Origin of the sequence: Endozoicomonas sp. ALB091, assembly GCF_049310265.1 — a bacterium.
Taxonomy (GTDB): domain Bacteria; phylum Pseudomonadota; class Gammaproteobacteria; order Pseudomonadales; family Endozoicomonadaceae; genus Endozoicomonas.
Genome location: NZ_JBLYNQ010000007.1, coordinates 466,997 through 483,752, shown reverse-complemented (window position 1 = coordinate 483,752; position 16,756 = coordinate 466,997). Strand labels below are relative to the sequence as shown.

Annotated in this window: 10 protein-coding genes and 1 pseudogene; 3 read left to right on the top strand and 8 right to left on the bottom strand. The window is 49.9% G+C overall.

Going from position 1 to position 16,756, the window contains the following annotated elements; all coding sequences use genetic code 11:
* Positions 1 to 40: 40 nt before the first annotated feature.
* Positions 41 to 2,062 carry an NEL-type E3 ubiquitin ligase domain-containing protein gene (locus tag ACO6UX_RS14220; protein ID WP_422448619.1) on the bottom strand — a complete coding sequence of 674 codons (2,022 nt, stop codon included), beginning with the start codon at positions 2,060 to 2,062 and terminating at the stop codon, positions 41 to 43.
* Between the two features lie 590 nt (positions 2,063 to 2,652).
* Positions 2,653 to 3,534, bottom strand: a complete 882-nt coding sequence (gene rluB, locus ACO6UX_RS14215) for a 23S rRNA pseudouridine(2605) synthase RluB (RefSeq protein ID WP_422448617.1) — start codon at positions 3,532 to 3,534, stop codon at positions 2,653 to 2,655.
* Positions 3,535 to 3,865: 331 nt separating this feature from the next.
* Here rluB and ACO6UX_RS14210 point away from each other — a divergent pair, with 331 nt between their 5' ends.
* Positions 3,866 to 7,180, top strand: a complete 3,315-nt coding sequence (locus ACO6UX_RS14210; RefSeq protein ID WP_422448615.1) for a hypothetical protein — start codon at positions 3,866 to 3,868, stop codon at positions 7,178 to 7,180.
* Between the two features lie 62 nt (positions 7,181 to 7,242).
* Here ACO6UX_RS14210 and ACO6UX_RS14205 read toward each other — a convergent pair whose 3' ends face one another.
* The 5 genes and pseudogenes from ACO6UX_RS14205 to ACO6UX_RS14185 form a co-directional block, all read right to left on the bottom strand.
* On the bottom strand, positions 7,243 to 7,980 hold the full coding sequence (locus tag ACO6UX_RS14205; RefSeq protein ID WP_422448613.1) for a TonB family protein: 738 nt from the start codon (positions 7,978 to 7,980) through the stop codon (positions 7,243 to 7,245).
* Positions 7,981 to 8,039: 59 nt separating this feature from the next.
* A pseudogene (locus tag ACO6UX_RS14200) lies at positions 8,040 to 8,916 on the bottom strand (SbmA/BacA-like family transporter).
* 142 nt (positions 8,917 to 9,058) lie between these two features.
* The gene (locus ACO6UX_RS14195) at positions 9,059 to 9,424 is read right to left on the bottom strand and encodes a hypothetical protein (RefSeq protein ID WP_422448611.1); all 366 of its coding nucleotides are present in this window, start codon (positions 9,422 to 9,424) and stop codon (positions 9,059 to 9,061) included.
* Between the two features lie 36 nt (positions 9,425 to 9,460).
* Complete coding sequence (locus ACO6UX_RS14190) at positions 9,461 to 11,677, bottom strand: M16 family metallopeptidase (RefSeq protein ID WP_422448609.1); 2,217 nt, start codon at positions 11,675 to 11,677, stop codon at positions 9,461 to 9,463.
* Positions 11,678 to 12,311: 634 nt separating this feature from the next.
* A complete protein-coding gene (locus ACO6UX_RS14185; protein WP_422448607.1) occupies positions 12,312 to 12,440 on the bottom strand; it encodes a hypothetical protein in 129 nt (42 codons plus the stop codon).
* Between the two features lie 36 nt (positions 12,441 to 12,476).
* On the opposite strand from ACO6UX_RS14185, the gene ACO6UX_RS14180 reads away from it, so the two are divergent.
* Both ACO6UX_RS14180 and ACO6UX_RS14175 read left to right on the top strand, forming a co-directional pair.
* Positions 12,477 to 12,989 carry a hypothetical protein gene (locus ACO6UX_RS14180; protein ID WP_422448605.1) on the top strand — a complete coding sequence of 171 codons (513 nt, stop codon included), beginning with the start codon at positions 12,477 to 12,479 and terminating at the stop codon, positions 12,987 to 12,989.
* Positions 12,990 to 13,095: 106 nt separating this feature from the next.
* On the top strand, positions 13,096 to 14,220 hold the full coding sequence (locus ACO6UX_RS14175; RefSeq protein ID WP_422448604.1) for a hypothetical protein: 1,125 nt from the start codon (positions 13,096 to 13,098) through the stop codon (positions 14,218 to 14,220).
* Between the two features lie 157 nt (positions 14,221 to 14,377).
* Here ACO6UX_RS14175 and ACO6UX_RS14170 read toward each other — a convergent pair whose 3' ends face one another.
* Complete coding sequence (locus tag ACO6UX_RS14170) at positions 14,378 to 16,684, bottom strand: hypothetical protein (protein ID WP_422448602.1); 2,307 nt, start codon at positions 16,682 to 16,684, stop codon at positions 14,378 to 14,380.
* Positions 16,685 to 16,756: the final 72 nt, after the last annotated feature.

Genomic DNA, 16,756 nt, shown 5'->3' with positions numbered 1-16,756 from the left:
CCTGTTATCAAAGGCTGATCAGATATTCAGGAACGTGGTTCTAACTGGCATCCCGTGATTTTTCCGTCAGCCGGTAGACAATTGACCAGTCCAGCGGCTTTTTGAAAAATGGATCCTTGCTGTTTTCCAGAAACGCCCGGCGCAGGCTGTGGTAATCATAGTGATCGTCATCAAAGACAACCATTTGGTCTGTTTTGTCCAGGCAGAACGGACATTCCCTGATCCGCGCAACAACTCTGGGCTGGAGCTGCTCGAAGGCTGGAACGGACAGGCTGCGCAGGTATTTTTGCCAGGGTCCCCATGTTCTCAGGAAGTCCTCCAGGGCATCTTCAGAACAGTGCTGTTCGATTTCCATGGCGGCCTGGTTAATATGCCACTGGGAAACCCGGCTACAGGCTCTGAACAGCATGTCCTGAGTTGCGCCTGGCAGGTTAAAGCGCTTGCGCAAACCAATCTGATAAGCCAGCTCTACTTCAATCGGACTGACGAAATTCATGGTGTTTATATGACGTCTGGCAATCTCTTTCACCGCATCCAGAATCATCATTTGCCGACCCAGGGCGCGCAATTCTTCGGGGTCGCTGTGCTGCTGCATAGCCATGGTTTCTGCTGATCTGGTCAGCTCCAGTGTTTCCAGGTCATCCAGAGCCAGAATAACCCGGTCGTCACAAGTGCTGGTGGCATGGTGTATGCGCATCAGGGCGTTTTCCTGAATCTCTTGATTACTGCTGAGCAGCGATATGACCCCTAACACCCGCTGGGCCAGAATTGGTCGTGTTATGAGGTTCTGGTAATCCGCAGTACCGGTCAGGCGTTGCAGATAATAAATCAGGCTTTGCATCTGATCAGGCCGCAAATCCAGTGTTGGGGGGGATGTGCCAGACTGTGCAAGATTCTCCCAAAATATAAAAGCCTCTTCAAACGTATCAAATGTGTGCTCTGGCACCCCCTCCGGGTCAGATACATAAAATTGCATGCCTTCTGGTTGTTCATGTTGAAGGCGGGCGATTTGCGCTGCCGACAACCCGGTATTTTCCAGATAAACCTTGCGTAGACGCAATTCCTGACCGTCCGTCCTCCAGCCCAGTTCTGTAATCCAGTGAGGCAGGGCGGTCAGGCTAACGCAGCCAGAGAGATCAAGATCGCCACCGAGCTTGATCCTGGCAGGCAGTTCACTCAGGTTGGTGCAATCTTTCAGGATGAGGTCGCCACCTATTTCCAGTCGAGTATCTGACGCTATTCTCAGTTCAGTGCAACCTTCAAGGATAAGGTTTCGGCCTACCTTGAGGGTTTGTGGCAGCCACTCCAGATTGGTACAACCCTTAAGGTATAGATTTTCCGGTATGTTCATACCATTGGGCAGTTCCCGGAGACTGGTGCAGTTAATAAGGCTAAGGGTCGCCAGTACCGAGAGATTTTCCGGCAGTTTTTGCAGATTGTAACAATCGTTAAGAAACAGGCTGCGCCTGACAATCAGGTCATCGGGCAAATATTTAAGTCCGGTGCAACCGTTGAGCAGAAGGTTCTCCCCCACAAAGAAATTTGTCGGTAAAGTTTCCAGGCTATGGCATTCGTTAAGCTCAGCACTCAGTCCTACGGTAAGGTTTTCAGGCAGAGCCCTGAGGCTGGAGCAAGCCTTAAGGAAGAGGGTCCGCCCCACGAAGAAGTTTTGCGGTAACTCAGGCAGTTGGCTGAAATCCTCAAAATCAACACTGAAGAGCACGTACAGGTGTTTCGGAACAGCCTGAATCCTGCTGCGCTGGGACCGGCTGAGAGTGGGAAACAGGTCGCCATTAATTTTATAGCAGAGGTTATCGGAAACATTACCCTTCTTCATCAACCGGATCATTTCGGCCGGGTCGGTCTCCCGGACTTTAATGACTGAGAATTTCGATAAAAGTTTAACGTTATGTGGGAACAGTGCATCAATGGACAATGAATCGCGGCGTATAAGATTTTCTGGCACTGGGCCGTTAGCGTCAGTACCCGGACATTGCGTCGTTTCATTTACACTCGTACCAATATTGTGTGCAGGGAGATTGCCCGGTGATGTTACGTTCATATCATCATTTTATGGCTGTGAGTAATGTATAAGGATCACAACTGATTGATGAAGTTCACTTTTTCTTGCCGCTGCCCAAGGACTTGAAAACTTTTGTCTACCGGCCGTTGTCCTTTTAGCAAAATATTATGCCAGGCTCTCAGATAGTGAAGTTATCACCATCGACGTAGTTGTTCGTACAAGGGCTCCCAAGAGTAGAGTCTTCAATGGAGAAGCAGACTATGGTTACTGCGCTGCCAGGAAAAAGCACTTGTATGGCTTTCAGGGGCATTTGCTGGTTGAAGCACGGGCATACCAGTAGGATTCACCCTTACTGCAAAAATGATACGGACAGGCGGTGCCAGGTGGGTATGAGAAGCCAACCGCCAGCCCCCTCATCAAGCGCAGGGAGAGGGCCGGGTGGATGTTGCCATTATGAAGATTTCCCTAGGAGCCTGTCCGAGAATAGACTACCCTACTGCGGTGGCAGCAAATTGGTCTAAAAAGTCGGAAATTTTTAGCAAATAGAACCACTATTCACTAAAAATTTCCGACTTTTTATCCTCAATTTTCTGCCATCCTCGCTACGGGCGCTATTCTCGGACAGCCTCCTAGCGGGAGCGCTTTTTCGGATGAGGACTGAAACGTTTGGTACTGCCTTTGACTTTCCTGGCCTGCACTTCGTTCTTTTTCAGCCGATCCTGCGGCTTTTTATGGAAGGCGGGTGCGGGTGACAGGTCCACCAGTGCGGCAAGCGCGTCGATATCCTGTTTTTCCAACTCCTGGAACTGCCCCTGACGCAGGTGATCAGGAATGATCATGCTGCCAAAACGGACCCGCTTCAAACGGCTGACTTTCAGATCCTGGGATTCCCAGAGACGGCGGACTTCACGGTTACGCCCTTCAAGAATACAGACGTGAAACCAGTGGTTAATGCCAGTACCGCCGGAGTCCACAATATCGGTAAAACGAGCCATGCCGTCTTCCAGCTCGACACCTTCAAACAGGTTTTTCACTTTCTGCTGGGTAATATCACCCATGACCCGCACGGCGTACTCCCGCTCAATGGAATGAGAGGGGTGCATCAGGCGGCTGGCCAGTTCGCCATCGTTGGTAAACAGCAGCAGACCGGAGGTATTGAGGTCCAGACGGCCGATGGAGATCCAGCGCTCGCCCTTCAGTTTAGGGAGTTTATCAAAGACCGTTGGACGGCCTTCTTTGTCAGAACGGCTGCAGATTTCGCCTTCCGGTTTGTTATAAGCGATGACACGGCGAATACCAGAGGCGTAAGCGTCCAGCTTAATAACCCGGCCGTCCACGGCAATAACGTCGGCCAGGGCTGCACGGTCGCCAAGGCTGGCTTTGACACCGTTGACGCTGATGCGTCCTTCAGTGATCCAGCGCTCCATCTCACGGCGTGAGCCAAGGCCAGCGCCCGCCAGGATCTTTTGCAGTTTTTCGCCCTGCGGAGGGAGTGTAGTTTCTGTGGTCATGGGATATCGGCGGGGTCTCCGCCCGGAATTTAACAAGAGGGAACGCAGTATAACGGGAGGTTCGGGTACAAACAATCCGGTTGAGCCGCAGTGAAATAGAGTAAACAGGTGAAATAAAGAAGAGGAATGGAACCTGATAATCATTTTGTGGTCAAACGGCGGTGTTTATAGCCTCAGCTAGCAGGGTTTTATTCTGAAAACAATTTTACCAGCCTACTACCATGCACAGTCTGCTCTCTGGGTTGACCAGAGAGCCGGTTTCAGCGGGATGCCAGAACACCCCGGACATACATTTAACGGTAAAAGGGTCGCAAACTATCAGCCTTATAGAATGGCCGCTGCCCCCCCGGATTACGGCAAGTTTACTGAGGATGACTTCTGGGGGAGAAAAACATTATATGGACATCGAATCACCCCGGCCAGTGTGCTTGCAGCCTACGGAACTGATAGATCGTCTCTTAGAAGTGGCTTCTTCCTGCTCAAACTTTGCCTGCAGAACATTCTTTATGACAATAAAAGAGTGACTCCGGAACAGGTGATTCAGGAATTCAACCGGAAACCAGATCAAAACAATAAGTACCTATTAGCGATAGCGCGCTTTAAGTCGGAATGCTGCCTGAATGGCCTGGCGTTAAATGGCCAGCCGGTCACACCAGATGAGGTAGTTAAGGGTTATCAGGACCTTAAAGCAACACTGGAGCTGGCACGCTTTAAGTCGGAATGCTGCCTGAAGGGACTGCTGTTGGCTGGCCAGCCGGTCACAACGGCTGAGGTGGTTAACGATTTTCCGGATAGTCCGCAAGGCAAACTGGGGATAGCGCGCTTTAAGTCGGAATGCTGCCTGAAGGGCCTGATGTTAAATGGTCGCCCGGTCAGACCGGATGCGGTAGTGAAGGAGTTCCCGGATAGCCCGGAAGGCAAACTGGGTATAGCGCGCTTCAAAGAGGAGTGTTGCATGAGAGGGATGGCGTTGAATGGCGAGCCGGTCTCACCGGATGCGGTGGTGAAGGATTTCCCGGATAATCCGAAAGGTCGGCTGGGGATCGCGCGCTTCAAAGCGGAATGTTGCCTGAAACGCCTGCCATTGAATGGCCGACAGATCACATCGGAGGAAGTGGTTATGGGCTATCAGGCAGTCGGGGCAAGATTGGAACTGGCGCGCTTCAAAGCCGAATGTTGCCTCAGGGACCTGCTGTTGCATGGCCGACGGGTCACGCCGGAAGAGGTGGTGGAGGATTACCCGGGTAGTCCGGAAGGCAAACGGGGAGTGGCGCACTTCAAAGAGGAATGTTGCCTGAGAGGGCTGCCGTTGAATGGCCAGCAGGTTTCACCGGATACGGTGGTTAACGGTTACCGGGCCAATAAATCAGTACTGGGGCTGGCACACTTTATGGAAGAGTGTTGGCTGAAGGGGCTGGCGTTAAATGGCCAGCCGGTCAGACCGGATGCTGTGTTAAAGAGTTTCCCGGATAATGATACCGGTGGCAAGCTGGGAAGAGCGCGCTTTAAGGAACTGTGTTGCCTGAAGGGCACGGTGTTGAATGGCCGACAGGTGACCCCTGATGAGGTGATTGAGGGTTATCAGTCAGCCAATGCAATGCTTGAGCTGGCACGTTTCAAAGCGGAATGTTGCCTGAGGAACCTGATGGTTAAGGGCCAGCAGGTCACACCGGATACCGTGGTCAGGGATTATAAGGCAGCCAGGGCAACTCTGGAGCTAGGGCGCTTCAAAGCAGAATGTTGCCTGAGGGGGCTGCATTTGAATGGCCGACAGGTCACACCGGATGCCGTGGTTAAGGATTATGAACGGGGGGGGTGGTTGCTCGAAAGAGCGATTTTTTATTCCCGGTTGGCATTGAATGCCAGAGAATTGAATGGCAGCTATCTGGATAACCTGAAAGTACTGGAAGCGTATAATGAAGCCCCCGGAAATCATGCCGCAAGGCAGATTGAATACCTGATGCACAGGTTGCAACAACCTCAGCGATACGATGAAAGCAATGATGCTCAGGATGCCATCCAAAAGGCCTGGCAACTTCTGGACAGCATATTGATCAAAGATAAGCAACAACGATTGCGATGTAGATTGATCTTCATGGCTATGCAGAATGGATTGACCATTGATCACCAGAGATTGTCCGCAGAACAGGTATTGCATTCCATCCAGACACTGAGGCCCTCATTTCAGAATTCGCGCATCTATTTCTTTTTCCTGAAACACTGTTATATCACTGGACAGCCTGTTTATGGACGAAGAATCCAAAGGCATCAGGTGTTGGAATGCCTTAAGGGTTTTCCTGAAGGAAGTAAACTGCGCCATGCTTTAGGGCGCGACCTTGAACAGTGCCTCTACGAAACAGGCACAGGGGATAAGTTTCTGTTTAATCCGGAAAATGCTGTCGCCAGTGATAGTCGGTACAGATACGCAGCCTCTGCCAGTCAGCATGTCGCTGCTGTTGCCGTTCGTAGAGAGTGCCCGGTATCGTACAGACCTGAATCGTATAGACAGACCACAGATAACTTCCGGTCTGGCTTTGGTCATGAAAACAGATATTCCGCCAACGGTGTCAATAACGCCGGATATGGCTATAGAGGCCAACTGCCTGTCGCGATCCCGGTTTTAGAATACCCTGGTCGAAGAGAAAGAGCGGTTGAAGCATCCGTGGCCAATTTCGGCAGGGAACATCCATTCCCTTACCCGCCCCGTGAGTACTGGTGTGAAACAGAAGAAAATACGTTCACTACAGGCAGAGCGGTTTTTTTGGATCATCAGGTTCCGCAGTTAAATTCGCTAACGCTCAGAACACTGGAGATTATTCAGGTAATCAATGACGCTTATCCCTGTCCCCCCATCCTGATTACCGGTTCCTATGCCCGTTACTTACAAAACCGCTGCTCATCATACAACGACATAGACCTTATTTGCACGGCAGAAGAGCCTGCCAGAGTCCTGTTTGGAGAGCTGCGGACATTGAATGTCGACAGGGATTCAGAAATCCCCCAAAGTGTCATCATCGGGCCAGTCCCGGGATGTCCGGCGATTAAACTGCCAAAAGCTTTCAATATCAATCTGACAGACGGTGATCTGGGTGCCAGGGCAATGGGGCTGCAGGTCAGCGTGGACGACAGAGTAGGTCATCAAAACGCGGCACGACTGGCCGTTCAAGTTCCCGGCGTAGAGAAGTTGGTGTGGTGTTTGTCGTTTGCTGAAGAAACCAGGTTGTTGAACGATACGCTGAAATTTCTCACCGATAACCTCGATCCGCTCACTGAGCAGTTGCAAAAAGGAGCGGCATTTGCCTTGCCCCGAACCATTCTTTTTAACACCCCCCAAAACACCAGTGACCGTATTTATGGTTTGCTGATACGCTCTTTGCTTACCCTGAATAAAGCCCGGCAGTTTATTGCACTGCACGCTCAAGGAGACCCCGGAAACCCGGACGACCGGACAAACCAGGGGCAAGAGCGCCGACGCCTTTATGCATTGACTCAGAATCTTCACATGAAATTGCTCAGCCATCTGTGGCGTAAGGGTTTTGAGCACAGAGTGAATGGCTGGCTATCGGCCTTTCAGCCAGTTAATGATTACCAATGCAAGAAAAAGGAATTTGTCAAAACACTGCTTGCGCTGATGCACCCTGAATAAGGAAAACCCAACTCGATGAACTCTGGTTGCATCGGTGTATTGAGCGACAGCAACCTGTGACCCTAACGAACCTCATAGTTGAGCACGATTTCATAGCGGCGTTGGTCCCACCCGACATATTCAGGAGCCCGTGGAAAAGGACTGGCAGTTTTTATCAATTTTATAGCGGCGCGATCAAACTCTCTTATGCGCGACGGTTTGGTAATGCTGCTCTGCAACAGCGCCCCGTGGCGATCGATTACAAACTCCACCATCACGTCTGCCTTGAGGCGTCGACGCTTTAACAGCCTGGGATTTTTCTTTCTGGCGAGCAAGTGTTCCAGTACATAGCTATCGAACGCAGCTTCACGAGCACCGCCTTCTGTGGTTTTCTGCCTGGTTTCTGTCTGCTTTAATGGCGCTTCACTGGAACCACTGACACCTTGATGACCCGCCTTCATTGCAGGCCGGGCTTGTTGAGGCGTCGGCTGTTGTTCGAGTTCAGGAGGCTTTGGCAAAGCCTCAGGTTTTTTTTCAGGCTGTTGCTTTATGTCAGGCTTCTTCTGTGGCTGTAATATTGGTTTTCCAGTGGTTTGGGGCGGCTGTTGTTTTACCTGCTCCGGTGCAACCTCTTCGACCTTTACCGTTTCGGAGTTCAACTTGGGTAACGACTCACTCACTGGCTGTGAATTAAACGTGCCTGCCATTGCTGTCTGAATGCCAATGCTGATAACGTTGCTGTTCGATGGCCTGGCCACCGGGATCTCGGCACTATCTTCTGGCATCGCCAAAGCCATGCCAAAATGAATGAATAAAGACATCCCAAGATATATCGGAAACCTTGATGACCAATCTGCACCCATCTGCCGCAAAGCTCCCATTAAATAGTGTTAGTCGAGAGCTTACCGACATTGCTGGTTGCGCAAGCTTCGTTAATCTGATCTTCAAACGACTTTAGTCGTTTATACACCGACATCAGCTCAACGATGGTGGACCAGCTGTTAATCAAAAAGTGCAAAGAGCCTTCAACGCGGTTAAATGCCCGCAGAATCTGTTGCATCACGCCGAGAGTGATGACCCCGCCAACAATGGTTGGCACCATGACCACATAGGGGACAATGGACGACAATTGTAAATACGACCACTTGGTCAGGTCGAAGTACAGGTAGTGCTGATAGATCGCAACATAGTTTGCCCGGACGTGGAGAAATAACTCTTTGACGGACTTGGGCTGAGCCCGGGTTTCGTCATCTTCACCCAAAACCAGCTCTTTGCGCAGAGCGGCTTCGGCTTTCTGGTTGTTAAACTCAAGACCTGGCAGCTTAACCCCAACGACAGCCAGAAGCACGGTGCCAACGATGGACGTCAAAATAGCTACGTAAATGAGAACATGGTCTACCTGGCCAATAAACGGCACCTGATTAACCTTCTTGCTCAACTCCCACAACAGCGGTTGGAACATGGCAAGGGTAAAAATTGAACGCAGCAGAGAAACACCAAGCCCTTCAACAATTTTTGCAAAGCGCATGGTGTCTTCCTGTACTCGCTGCGATGCGCCAGCGAAAAACATAATGCCTTAAGAAAAACTCAAGAAAGACAGCAATAGCGATAAAAACCACGGATATCTTGCCAAAGGTCAAGAGATGGCTGAGCAACTCCTTTTCAGTAACTGATCCCGGATTGGAGAGAGCACTCTGAATCGCGTTATAAAAGTCACCGAACCAGCTGTTGATATCCACATCAATCTCTGCCTTCATCCAGGAGGCGGCGAAGATCAACAGGGTGCCCGCCCAGGACCAGAGGCGCCAACGGGCATCAAGAAAAAAACTTTTAAACATAGTCCATCTACTTCTGTGAAATATTTATAACAACTGCTAAAAAACCGGCTGCATTGTTGAATCAGGATTGCCTGGGTAAATCCACTGTCACGATCTGGTTGCTTTGTGGAAAAATCTGTTTTGTCAGAGACTTCATGGCCGTATGGTTCACCTGCTGGTGCAGCTCAGACATGCTTTCGAGATACTCTGGTGAATCGTACCGGGCAAAACTGAGTGCCAGCCTCCTTAGCCAGGTGTTGTTGTCTTTTAGTCGAAGACTTTCGGCAAAGGCGATGTCCTCACGAATTCGGGCAAAGTTCTCGTTGTCTAATGGTGTGTTCAGATTAGCCAGAACCCGGTTAGCGGCGTTAAGCAGCTCATCAACCCTTTCCGGTGCAGTGACAAAGTGCAGGCGAGTGGTTACCAGGCCCCCCTGGTCCAGCAGCATCTCAAACTGCAGCCGGTAGACACCACCGAGCTTATGTCATAATTCATTTTTCAGAGCCTTCTGGATAATCGGGTTAAGCGTTGACACCAGAAAACTGGCTTCCGGACTCCATGGCATTGTGCTGATGCCTTTTACTGTCACTGTCGCCTTGTTGTCATTGTGGATCTTGCGATCTATTTTTTGGTGGCCACCGGGCTGGCGCTCGTTGCTTATAGCCGTTGCCTTCTGCCGGGGCAGCCCTGCCAAATAGGGGATCACGGATTCGGTAATGGAACCTTGGGCAAGTTCACCGACAATAAATAACGTAACAGGCTGCTCACTCAATGCCTGAATCTTTTGTTCCAGCATTGGTTGTGTCAGTGAATGGGGTTGCAGGGAACCTGATGCGTCAACATTCACAAGTGATGCACCTGCTGTCGTTGCCATTGAGCCCGATTCTGCCAGAATTTGGCGGTTCAACTGCTTAAACTCACGCTCAGTTATGCGCCAGTGTTTATGATGCGCCGCATACAGCGCCATCAATGATGGCAGTTTTTCCGGCTGAATGAGTGCACTCAGATCAAGCTGCTGTTGTTTTTGTGACCATTGCCACTGTACTCCCTGTTCGGCTTTCCAGGCAGAAACCTGGGTTGCGGTAGCAAAAGAAAAATCAGCCTGTTCCCAGACCTGGGCCGCAACCCGACTTAACCAGGCAGGCGACTGCTGGTTTTCATAGCCCGCACTGGAAAGCATTTTTATATACAGGTTCCCATCAGCGGTTGGTCGGTTCAGCCAGACAACCGAGTCACCATTGTCCAGCGTCCATCGTTTAACTGACGTTTTATCCCAGGCCTCAGGCTTGATTGCTGTCCCGTGGTGCTGTTTATCTTCTGGCCAGTGTATTGTTGTCTTTTCTTTTATGGCTGGCGCACTGACAATTCGACTTGAACTGTAAACTTCATAAGACAATGGCTTACTGGCAATGCTACTTTGTAATTGATCAATGTGTTGTTGAGATGGCAGGTTGCGCGCCATGGCTCCCGGAACTTGATAATAGACAAACTGGTCATCAGCACTGAGCAGAGTGCGCAAGCGTGCGTTTAATTCATCCAGCGTCATGGCGTCAATCCACTGCAGGTTACGTTTAGCCCGGACGTTATAATCTTCCAACATACCGTCTTGCATAATGGCCGTTGTTATTTTGTCTTCCCATTGCTGAAAGTTGCGTAGGGAAGCAGCCTCAACATTGTTTGCAATCGTCTTTTTCGCTTTCTCTTTCAGTTTCTCCAGTTCAGTCCGGCGTAGTCCGTTCTGCTTCAGTCGTTCAATTTCAGTCAGCACCGCAACCATCCCTTGATCGTGGTTAGCGGTACGAGCTGCCAGGGCAACTACCAGCCGTTCATTGGTCGACTCTTTGAACGTCATTGAAAGCGACTCGATACCCTGATCAGCGTGGGCATCCAATTGCGAACGCACCTGACTGACCGCCAGCTTTCTGAGAAAGTAATTTTGTAAGCGCTGGTATAGCCCGGCCATTCTGTCATAGGGTTGCAGCGGGCTACGAAAACCCATGGACACCATTGAGGTCACACCCTGAGGATCCTGAACTTTGCCGATAAAGCGCTGCTTTTGCAGGGGCAGTTCCAGATAATCCCTCTCAGGCTTGGCTTTGAACGGTTGTTTCCCAAAGGTATCGGCTATGGCTTTTTGGAGTGTTTTTTCATCAATATTGCCAGAGACGACCAGGGTCATGTTGGCAGGAACGTAAAACCTGGTGTAAAAATCTTTGATATCCTGCACCGCTACTTTTTGCACATCTTCTGCCAAACCAATGGTGGGTCGTTGTACGTATCGGGAGTTATTGCGAACGATGGCTTTTTTTTCGTTATTAATGCGCTCAGCCACACCGGTACCCAGCCTCATCTCCTCGATAATGACTTTTTTTTCAACAGCCCAATCCTGTTCCTGCATGGCGGCATTAAAGGCAATATGATGAAGGAGCGCTACAGACTCAGTCAGGTTAAGCGCGTCATTCGGGCGCGTACGCAACATATACTGCGTTTCAGTTTGACGGGTTACGGCATTAATCTGGCGGCCGGTAAACCAGCCTGTTTTATCAAGGTATTGATGAACGGAACTCCCAAGGCCGGAATTTGTGCGAAAAACCATATGCTCAATAATGTGGGCCATACCTTTTAGTTCATCGTCAACCGAGCCCACATTGACAATCAGGCGGAGGTTGAAGGGGGCGCTTTCCTGATTACTGTCGTGCACAACATATCGAAAGCCGTTGTTCAGCGTTTGTACGATTAGCTGGTCATCCCACTTTGGTGTTTCAGTCGCCTGGGCGAATGAAGTTATGAAGGCTGAAGCAACACAAACAATTATTGTTGTATGTATTTTTCTTCGAATAAAACACCAAAAATTCCGCATGTTAGCAACTGCACCAGTGTTAGAAGGATTATGGTTCCGGGTTAGTTGCAAATGATAATGATTCTTCCGGCTTGCAGAGTTACCTGTCCGTAAACGGGTTCAGTGGTGAAACCCGTTGGGAGTCAAAGATTTCGGTGCAGCATAGTGATGCCAGCAGAAACTCGCCCAATTATCAGTATCGCTGGTCCGGTTCTACGGTTGACTGGTGTGATGCAACGAACTGTTATGAAGGCGGCGTTGGTGACCTTGAACAGACACAAACGGATTACACCTGGAATTTTAAGGCAAGCTCTCCGTTATTTTCTGGCGATGTTAATTATGGAGCTGAATTAAAAACAATCGAGGCTCAAAAAAACCGCTCTGCCGATTACAACTCCTTCGGTTTGCAAAAAAGTCCTGTCAATGGCGTGGACTGGAATTGCCCCGCTGGTGACCCATCCTGTAAAGCCGACAACGCTGCGAGACAATACATAAACTATGCCGCCCATGATGCCCGGGGCGGATCAATAGTCAGGCGCTGTGGAGTGAGTACTCTCAGGCGCTTGGTGCCTGGAATATCAGGGCTGGCCTTCGCTACTCCCACGATGATTTTCTTGATAATCATAATCTCGCCCCAAGACTCACGGCTGCGTGGGAGTTTATGGACGACACATTCCTGACGTTAGGTGCTAACCGATATTACGCTAAAAGCATGGTGGGTTACGCTATCAAGTCACAAGAGCCTGATCGCACGATTTATCGCCGTAACTACAATACGGCTACTGGCGAGCTGGGGGACTGGGAGGTTTATCGCATTACTTCGCCGACAGATTATCGGGAGTCTGATCTGGATACACCGTTCAGTGATGAGTTGACTGCCGCATTGACTATTCCAACTCCCATGGATGGTAATGTTCGATTGAAAACCGTACTGAGAAAAAATCGGGATCAATTCTCCCGCAGCGATAAAATCATTGGTGATGATGGCAAAAGCGTTCACTATGAAATTGACCTGAATACCAAATATTTGTTCTGGGACGCGCCTGATTCCAAGGCGACGCTGGATCTGCGTGTTACTAACCTGTTTAATAAACTGCCGCACACGGACACCACAGCAGGCAAGCGTTATCAGATGGGACGCGCTTATTGGGTTGGGCTGAGTTACACACTGTAATGGTCACAGGTCCTGATTTGACTCATCAAAATATTATTCCAATGACTGAACCTATTGAGAACGCAAGTTGTCTATGGGGAATAAATATCTATCGTTAGAAGGTTTAATGATGATTCCGCCAAGTCTAAATGCCGGATTGGCAAACTTTGTAAACGGATCACAAAGCAACAGCTATGACCAGAATGATTCTGCCTTGCCAGCGAATGCTCAACATGCGGGCGGTATTTTTCGGAGTCGTGCCACTGAAGATCTTCAGCACAGTACGGCCGTTGGTGCTCGGGCTGCAAGTGCTGTTTTGCCTGCCCATAATTATATGAATCCAGCATTGGGTGGAACTGATAATCCATCGGTTGTGAAATTTACGGTTGGCTCAGATGATGAGAGTTCTGATGATGATGCTTCACCCTTATCCTCCCTCAGTTCAGGTCCTGGTTCAGAACCCGATTGCTTCATGGAGTTGGAGCAAATGTTAAAGAGCCTTCTTCTGGTAAAGGACGCGGATTCCACTGAAGGTGCTGCAGGGGGCTGCGCTTATCGTGGCGGTGAGCTGATTCTGGAGGAGTCTCTGACATCCAGCTTGAATGAACTGGCGTCAATATCTTCTGCGGGGAAGGGCGCTAGCGATAAGGCCGTTGAAAGTGTCAGGAAAGAACTTGGTGAAACGATCGCTGACTATTTCACAACAGCCAGACTGGAAGAATTGCATACCATTGCCTGTAGACTCGAGTCGTGGCAGAAAACGAATTGCAGATTACTTGAAAAATGTAAAGTTAACTCCTTCGACACTTACATACCCGATCTCACTACCCGGGGAATGGTTCCAATAAAGTTCGATGATCTAATCAACGGTATTATTAATACAGGTGTTATGTCTGATCTTGGCAAAGGGCTTGATAAAATTGACAGTTATCTGAGAGGGTGTGATGTAACGATGCTACGCCACAGTCATCGTCTTTGCACAGATATGAGCAAAGACGTCCATCAGCCAATACTTTCCTTCTCATTTTACCAGGAAAATATATTAGACTCACAATTTCCAGATGAGTTTTTTGATGGCGAAGAATTACCAGATTTCACTTACCTTCTTGATGGCGATAAAAATAAAGACTGGAACCACCTTGCCCATGAGTTGGATGCTTATTTTCAACCGGTATTTCAGGAGCTGGGTGAGGTTGGGGGGGGGGGGCCAGCAGGCACTCTGGAAGAATACTTCCAGAGTGTCGTTGATTAATGGAAGGTTTTATCGGGCTCTTCAGACTGGGAAGAAAGTACTTCTTCAGAGGATTGCTCATCAGTAGTCTGGCTTGCTGAAGGTTCAGTACCCGGTTCTTCCTCTTCTTCCAGGTCCCGGATTTCCGACAGCGGCGGCAGTTCATTCAGGTTCTTTTCTACAGTTTATCTTCGAGTAGCTGCTCCTCATCGCTGTGTTCTCCTGTCTGGCAGGCAGGCAACAACCGTTCGAAATCGTTCTCGTAATTGAGCTGAGGAGGAGCAGCCAACGGTCTACCAGTCCGTGGCTGGCTGTTGGAGTGCATTGGCATGGGTTCGTTACGGCCAATATCAGCTGATGATGATCTTTGGCGGTAACGGTAGGCGCAGAAACCAACAGCACCGGCCGCCACAAAAAACACCGCGGCACCCAGGGCGATACCGGTGATAGCGCCTGTACCCAGTGATGCCACTGTCGGAGTTAAAGTGGTAAGTGTGGCAGAAGCCGGGCCGGGAAGGGAAATGTTGGTACTCGGTACCGTTACCGGCGTCTCTGTGATTAGGGGCGTCAGTGTGGCATTAGCACAGTATGATGTATCAATAACATACTTAACGGGCTGGCAATCCGGTGTTACCAGGCTGGGGTCTGTATTTGCACAGAAATCATTATCCAAACCATAACGACAGTCTCGGGAACTGTCTGTTTGTTTATTACCATTAATTCTGACATTACAAATAACCGGGTTATCCCCTCCCGTGATATTTGCTTTACCATCACTATTAATGATGCTGTCAAACGCCTTGGTGTCGGTAACAGTTCCTTTGTTAATAATTCCCGCCCCAATACCGGCATCTGCCTGTGCGCCAGAGGTTGTCACATTGCAGTTTACTGCAGCCGTGTCGGTAACAGCTCCATAACTAATTCCCGCCCCAATACCGGCATCTGCCTGTCCGCCCGAGGTTGTCACTTTGCAGTTCAGCGCTGTCGTGCCGGTAACAGCTCCTACATTATTTCCCGCCCCAATACCGGCATCTGCCTGTCCGCCCGAGGTTGTCACCGTGCAGTTTACTGCAGTCGTGTCGGTAACAGATCCATAACTAAGTCCCGCCCCGATTCCGGCATATGCAAAACGATTCTTTGTTTCAATATGACAGTTCACCGCTTTCGTGTTGGTAACACTTCCTTTATTCTCTCCCGCCCCAATACCGGAGTTAGCTTCACTACCAGAGGTTGCCAAATTGCAGTTCACCGCTGTCGTGTTGGTAACAGCGCCTTGTTCCAGATATCCCGCACCGATACCGGCGAATGAATAATCGGAAGTTTTCACTGTGCAGTTCATCACATTTGTGTTGGTAACAATTCCCGAGTCTAACCAGCCCACGGCAATACCGGCAAATGCTGCTGATATATCATCACCAATGGAGGCTTCCACCGTGCAGTTTATTGCTGTTGTGTTGATAACATTGCCTCCATTAACCTTACCCACGCCAATAGCTGCGCCTACAACTTCATTGGTAGCAAGGGTAGCAAGGTAAGCATGCTCAGCCCGGATATTACTGATTGTGGCACCGCCTGACATTTTACAAGCCGCAACCCCGGCCGTAGTTGTTGATGTAATATTGGCATTACGAAAGCGCAGGTCATCAATAAGGCCGTCACCGGACAAGTGTCCTATCAGGCAGTGCGGAAGTTTGAAGATGGTACGACAGTCACCGACCACCTTGCCAGTAAATGGAAGGGTTTCATTGCCAATGGGCCTAGGCAATTGGCTACCGTCGATATCCTTTGTCAGCCGATATTTATTGCTGCATGATTCTGCATCCTGGCAAATCTTGCCCAGTGTCTCGGCGTCCGCCACTTCAACCCAGGGGGTATTGTCAGGGGTGGATGCTGATGACGCGCCGACAGCGGAAAGGCCGACCAGAGCTCCCAGTGCCACGGAGGTGTTTGGCAACTGGCTGGCACGCAGCGTTGAGGTGGCGGAGTTATCAGGCTGTTGTTGTGGGTTCAGTGAAGTTTTTCCGGTTTTATTTTTAGCATTTGCCGGAGTCTCGTCCGGTGTTTCCCTGTGTGTGCCAGGCTCGGGTACCAAATCGGCGTGGGCAGTGAACGCGTTAAGCTGATCATTGGCAAGCCGTCCTGCAACCGCGAGGGTGGCAAGATAGCTCAGCGCATTATTGATTTCCGGGGGCATGTTGGCATAGGCCGCTATCGCCCGTCCTGCCAGTGCGGTGAACTGCAGGCAGTGACTGGTCTTGCCATCACGGCCCTGAAAGTCAATAGCAGCAGCAGAGTCTGCAACATCCGGTGGCGGTTGGGAATTGGGTGGATCATAGAAGGGATTAAATGACCGAATTAACTCACGGGCTTGCAATCGAATTACCTCCAACCCTCTCCATTGCCCCTGCGGTTCTGTAGGCTGGGTTGTTACAGGTTGTGGGTCGATGAAAATGCCTGCCGGGTTTGAGTCTGGTTGCCGTATCAAAATCAATACCTCATAACAAAGTTGATTATGTTGATATCAATCCATTGTCTTATATGGCCAATATTAAAAGGG

Excerpts from the sequence above, each read along its gene's own strand:
- ACO6UX_RS14220 (WP_422448619.1), bottom strand. The coding sequence starts at position 2,062 with ATGAACGTAACATCACCGGGCAATCTCCCTGCACACAATATTGGTACG.
- rluB (WP_422448617.1), bottom strand. The coding sequence starts at position 3,534 with ATGACCACAGAAACTACACTCCCTCCGCAGGGCGAAAAACTGCAAAAG.
- ACO6UX_RS14210 (WP_422448615.1), top strand. The coding sequence starts at position 3,866 with ATGGCCGCTGCCCCCCCGGATTACGGCAAGTTTACTGAGGATGACTTC.
- ACO6UX_RS14205 (WP_422448613.1), bottom strand. The coding sequence starts at position 7,980 with ATGTCTTTATTCATTCATTTTGGCATGGCTTTGGCGATGCCAGAAGAT.
- ACO6UX_RS14195 (WP_422448611.1), bottom strand. The coding sequence starts at position 9,424 with ATGCTGCTGGACCAGGGGGGCCTGGTAACCACTCGCCTGCACTTTGTC.
- ACO6UX_RS14185 (WP_422448607.1), bottom strand. The coding sequence starts at position 12,440 with ATGATTATCAAGAAAATCATCGTGGGAGTAGCGAAGGCCAGCCCTGAT.
- ACO6UX_RS14180 (WP_422448605.1), top strand. The coding sequence starts at position 12,477 with ATGGACGACACATTCCTGACGTTAGGTGCTAACCGATATTACGCTAAA.
- ACO6UX_RS14175 (WP_422448604.1), top strand. The coding sequence starts at position 13,096 with ATGATGATTCCGCCAAGTCTAAATGCCGGATTGGCAAACTTTGTAAAC.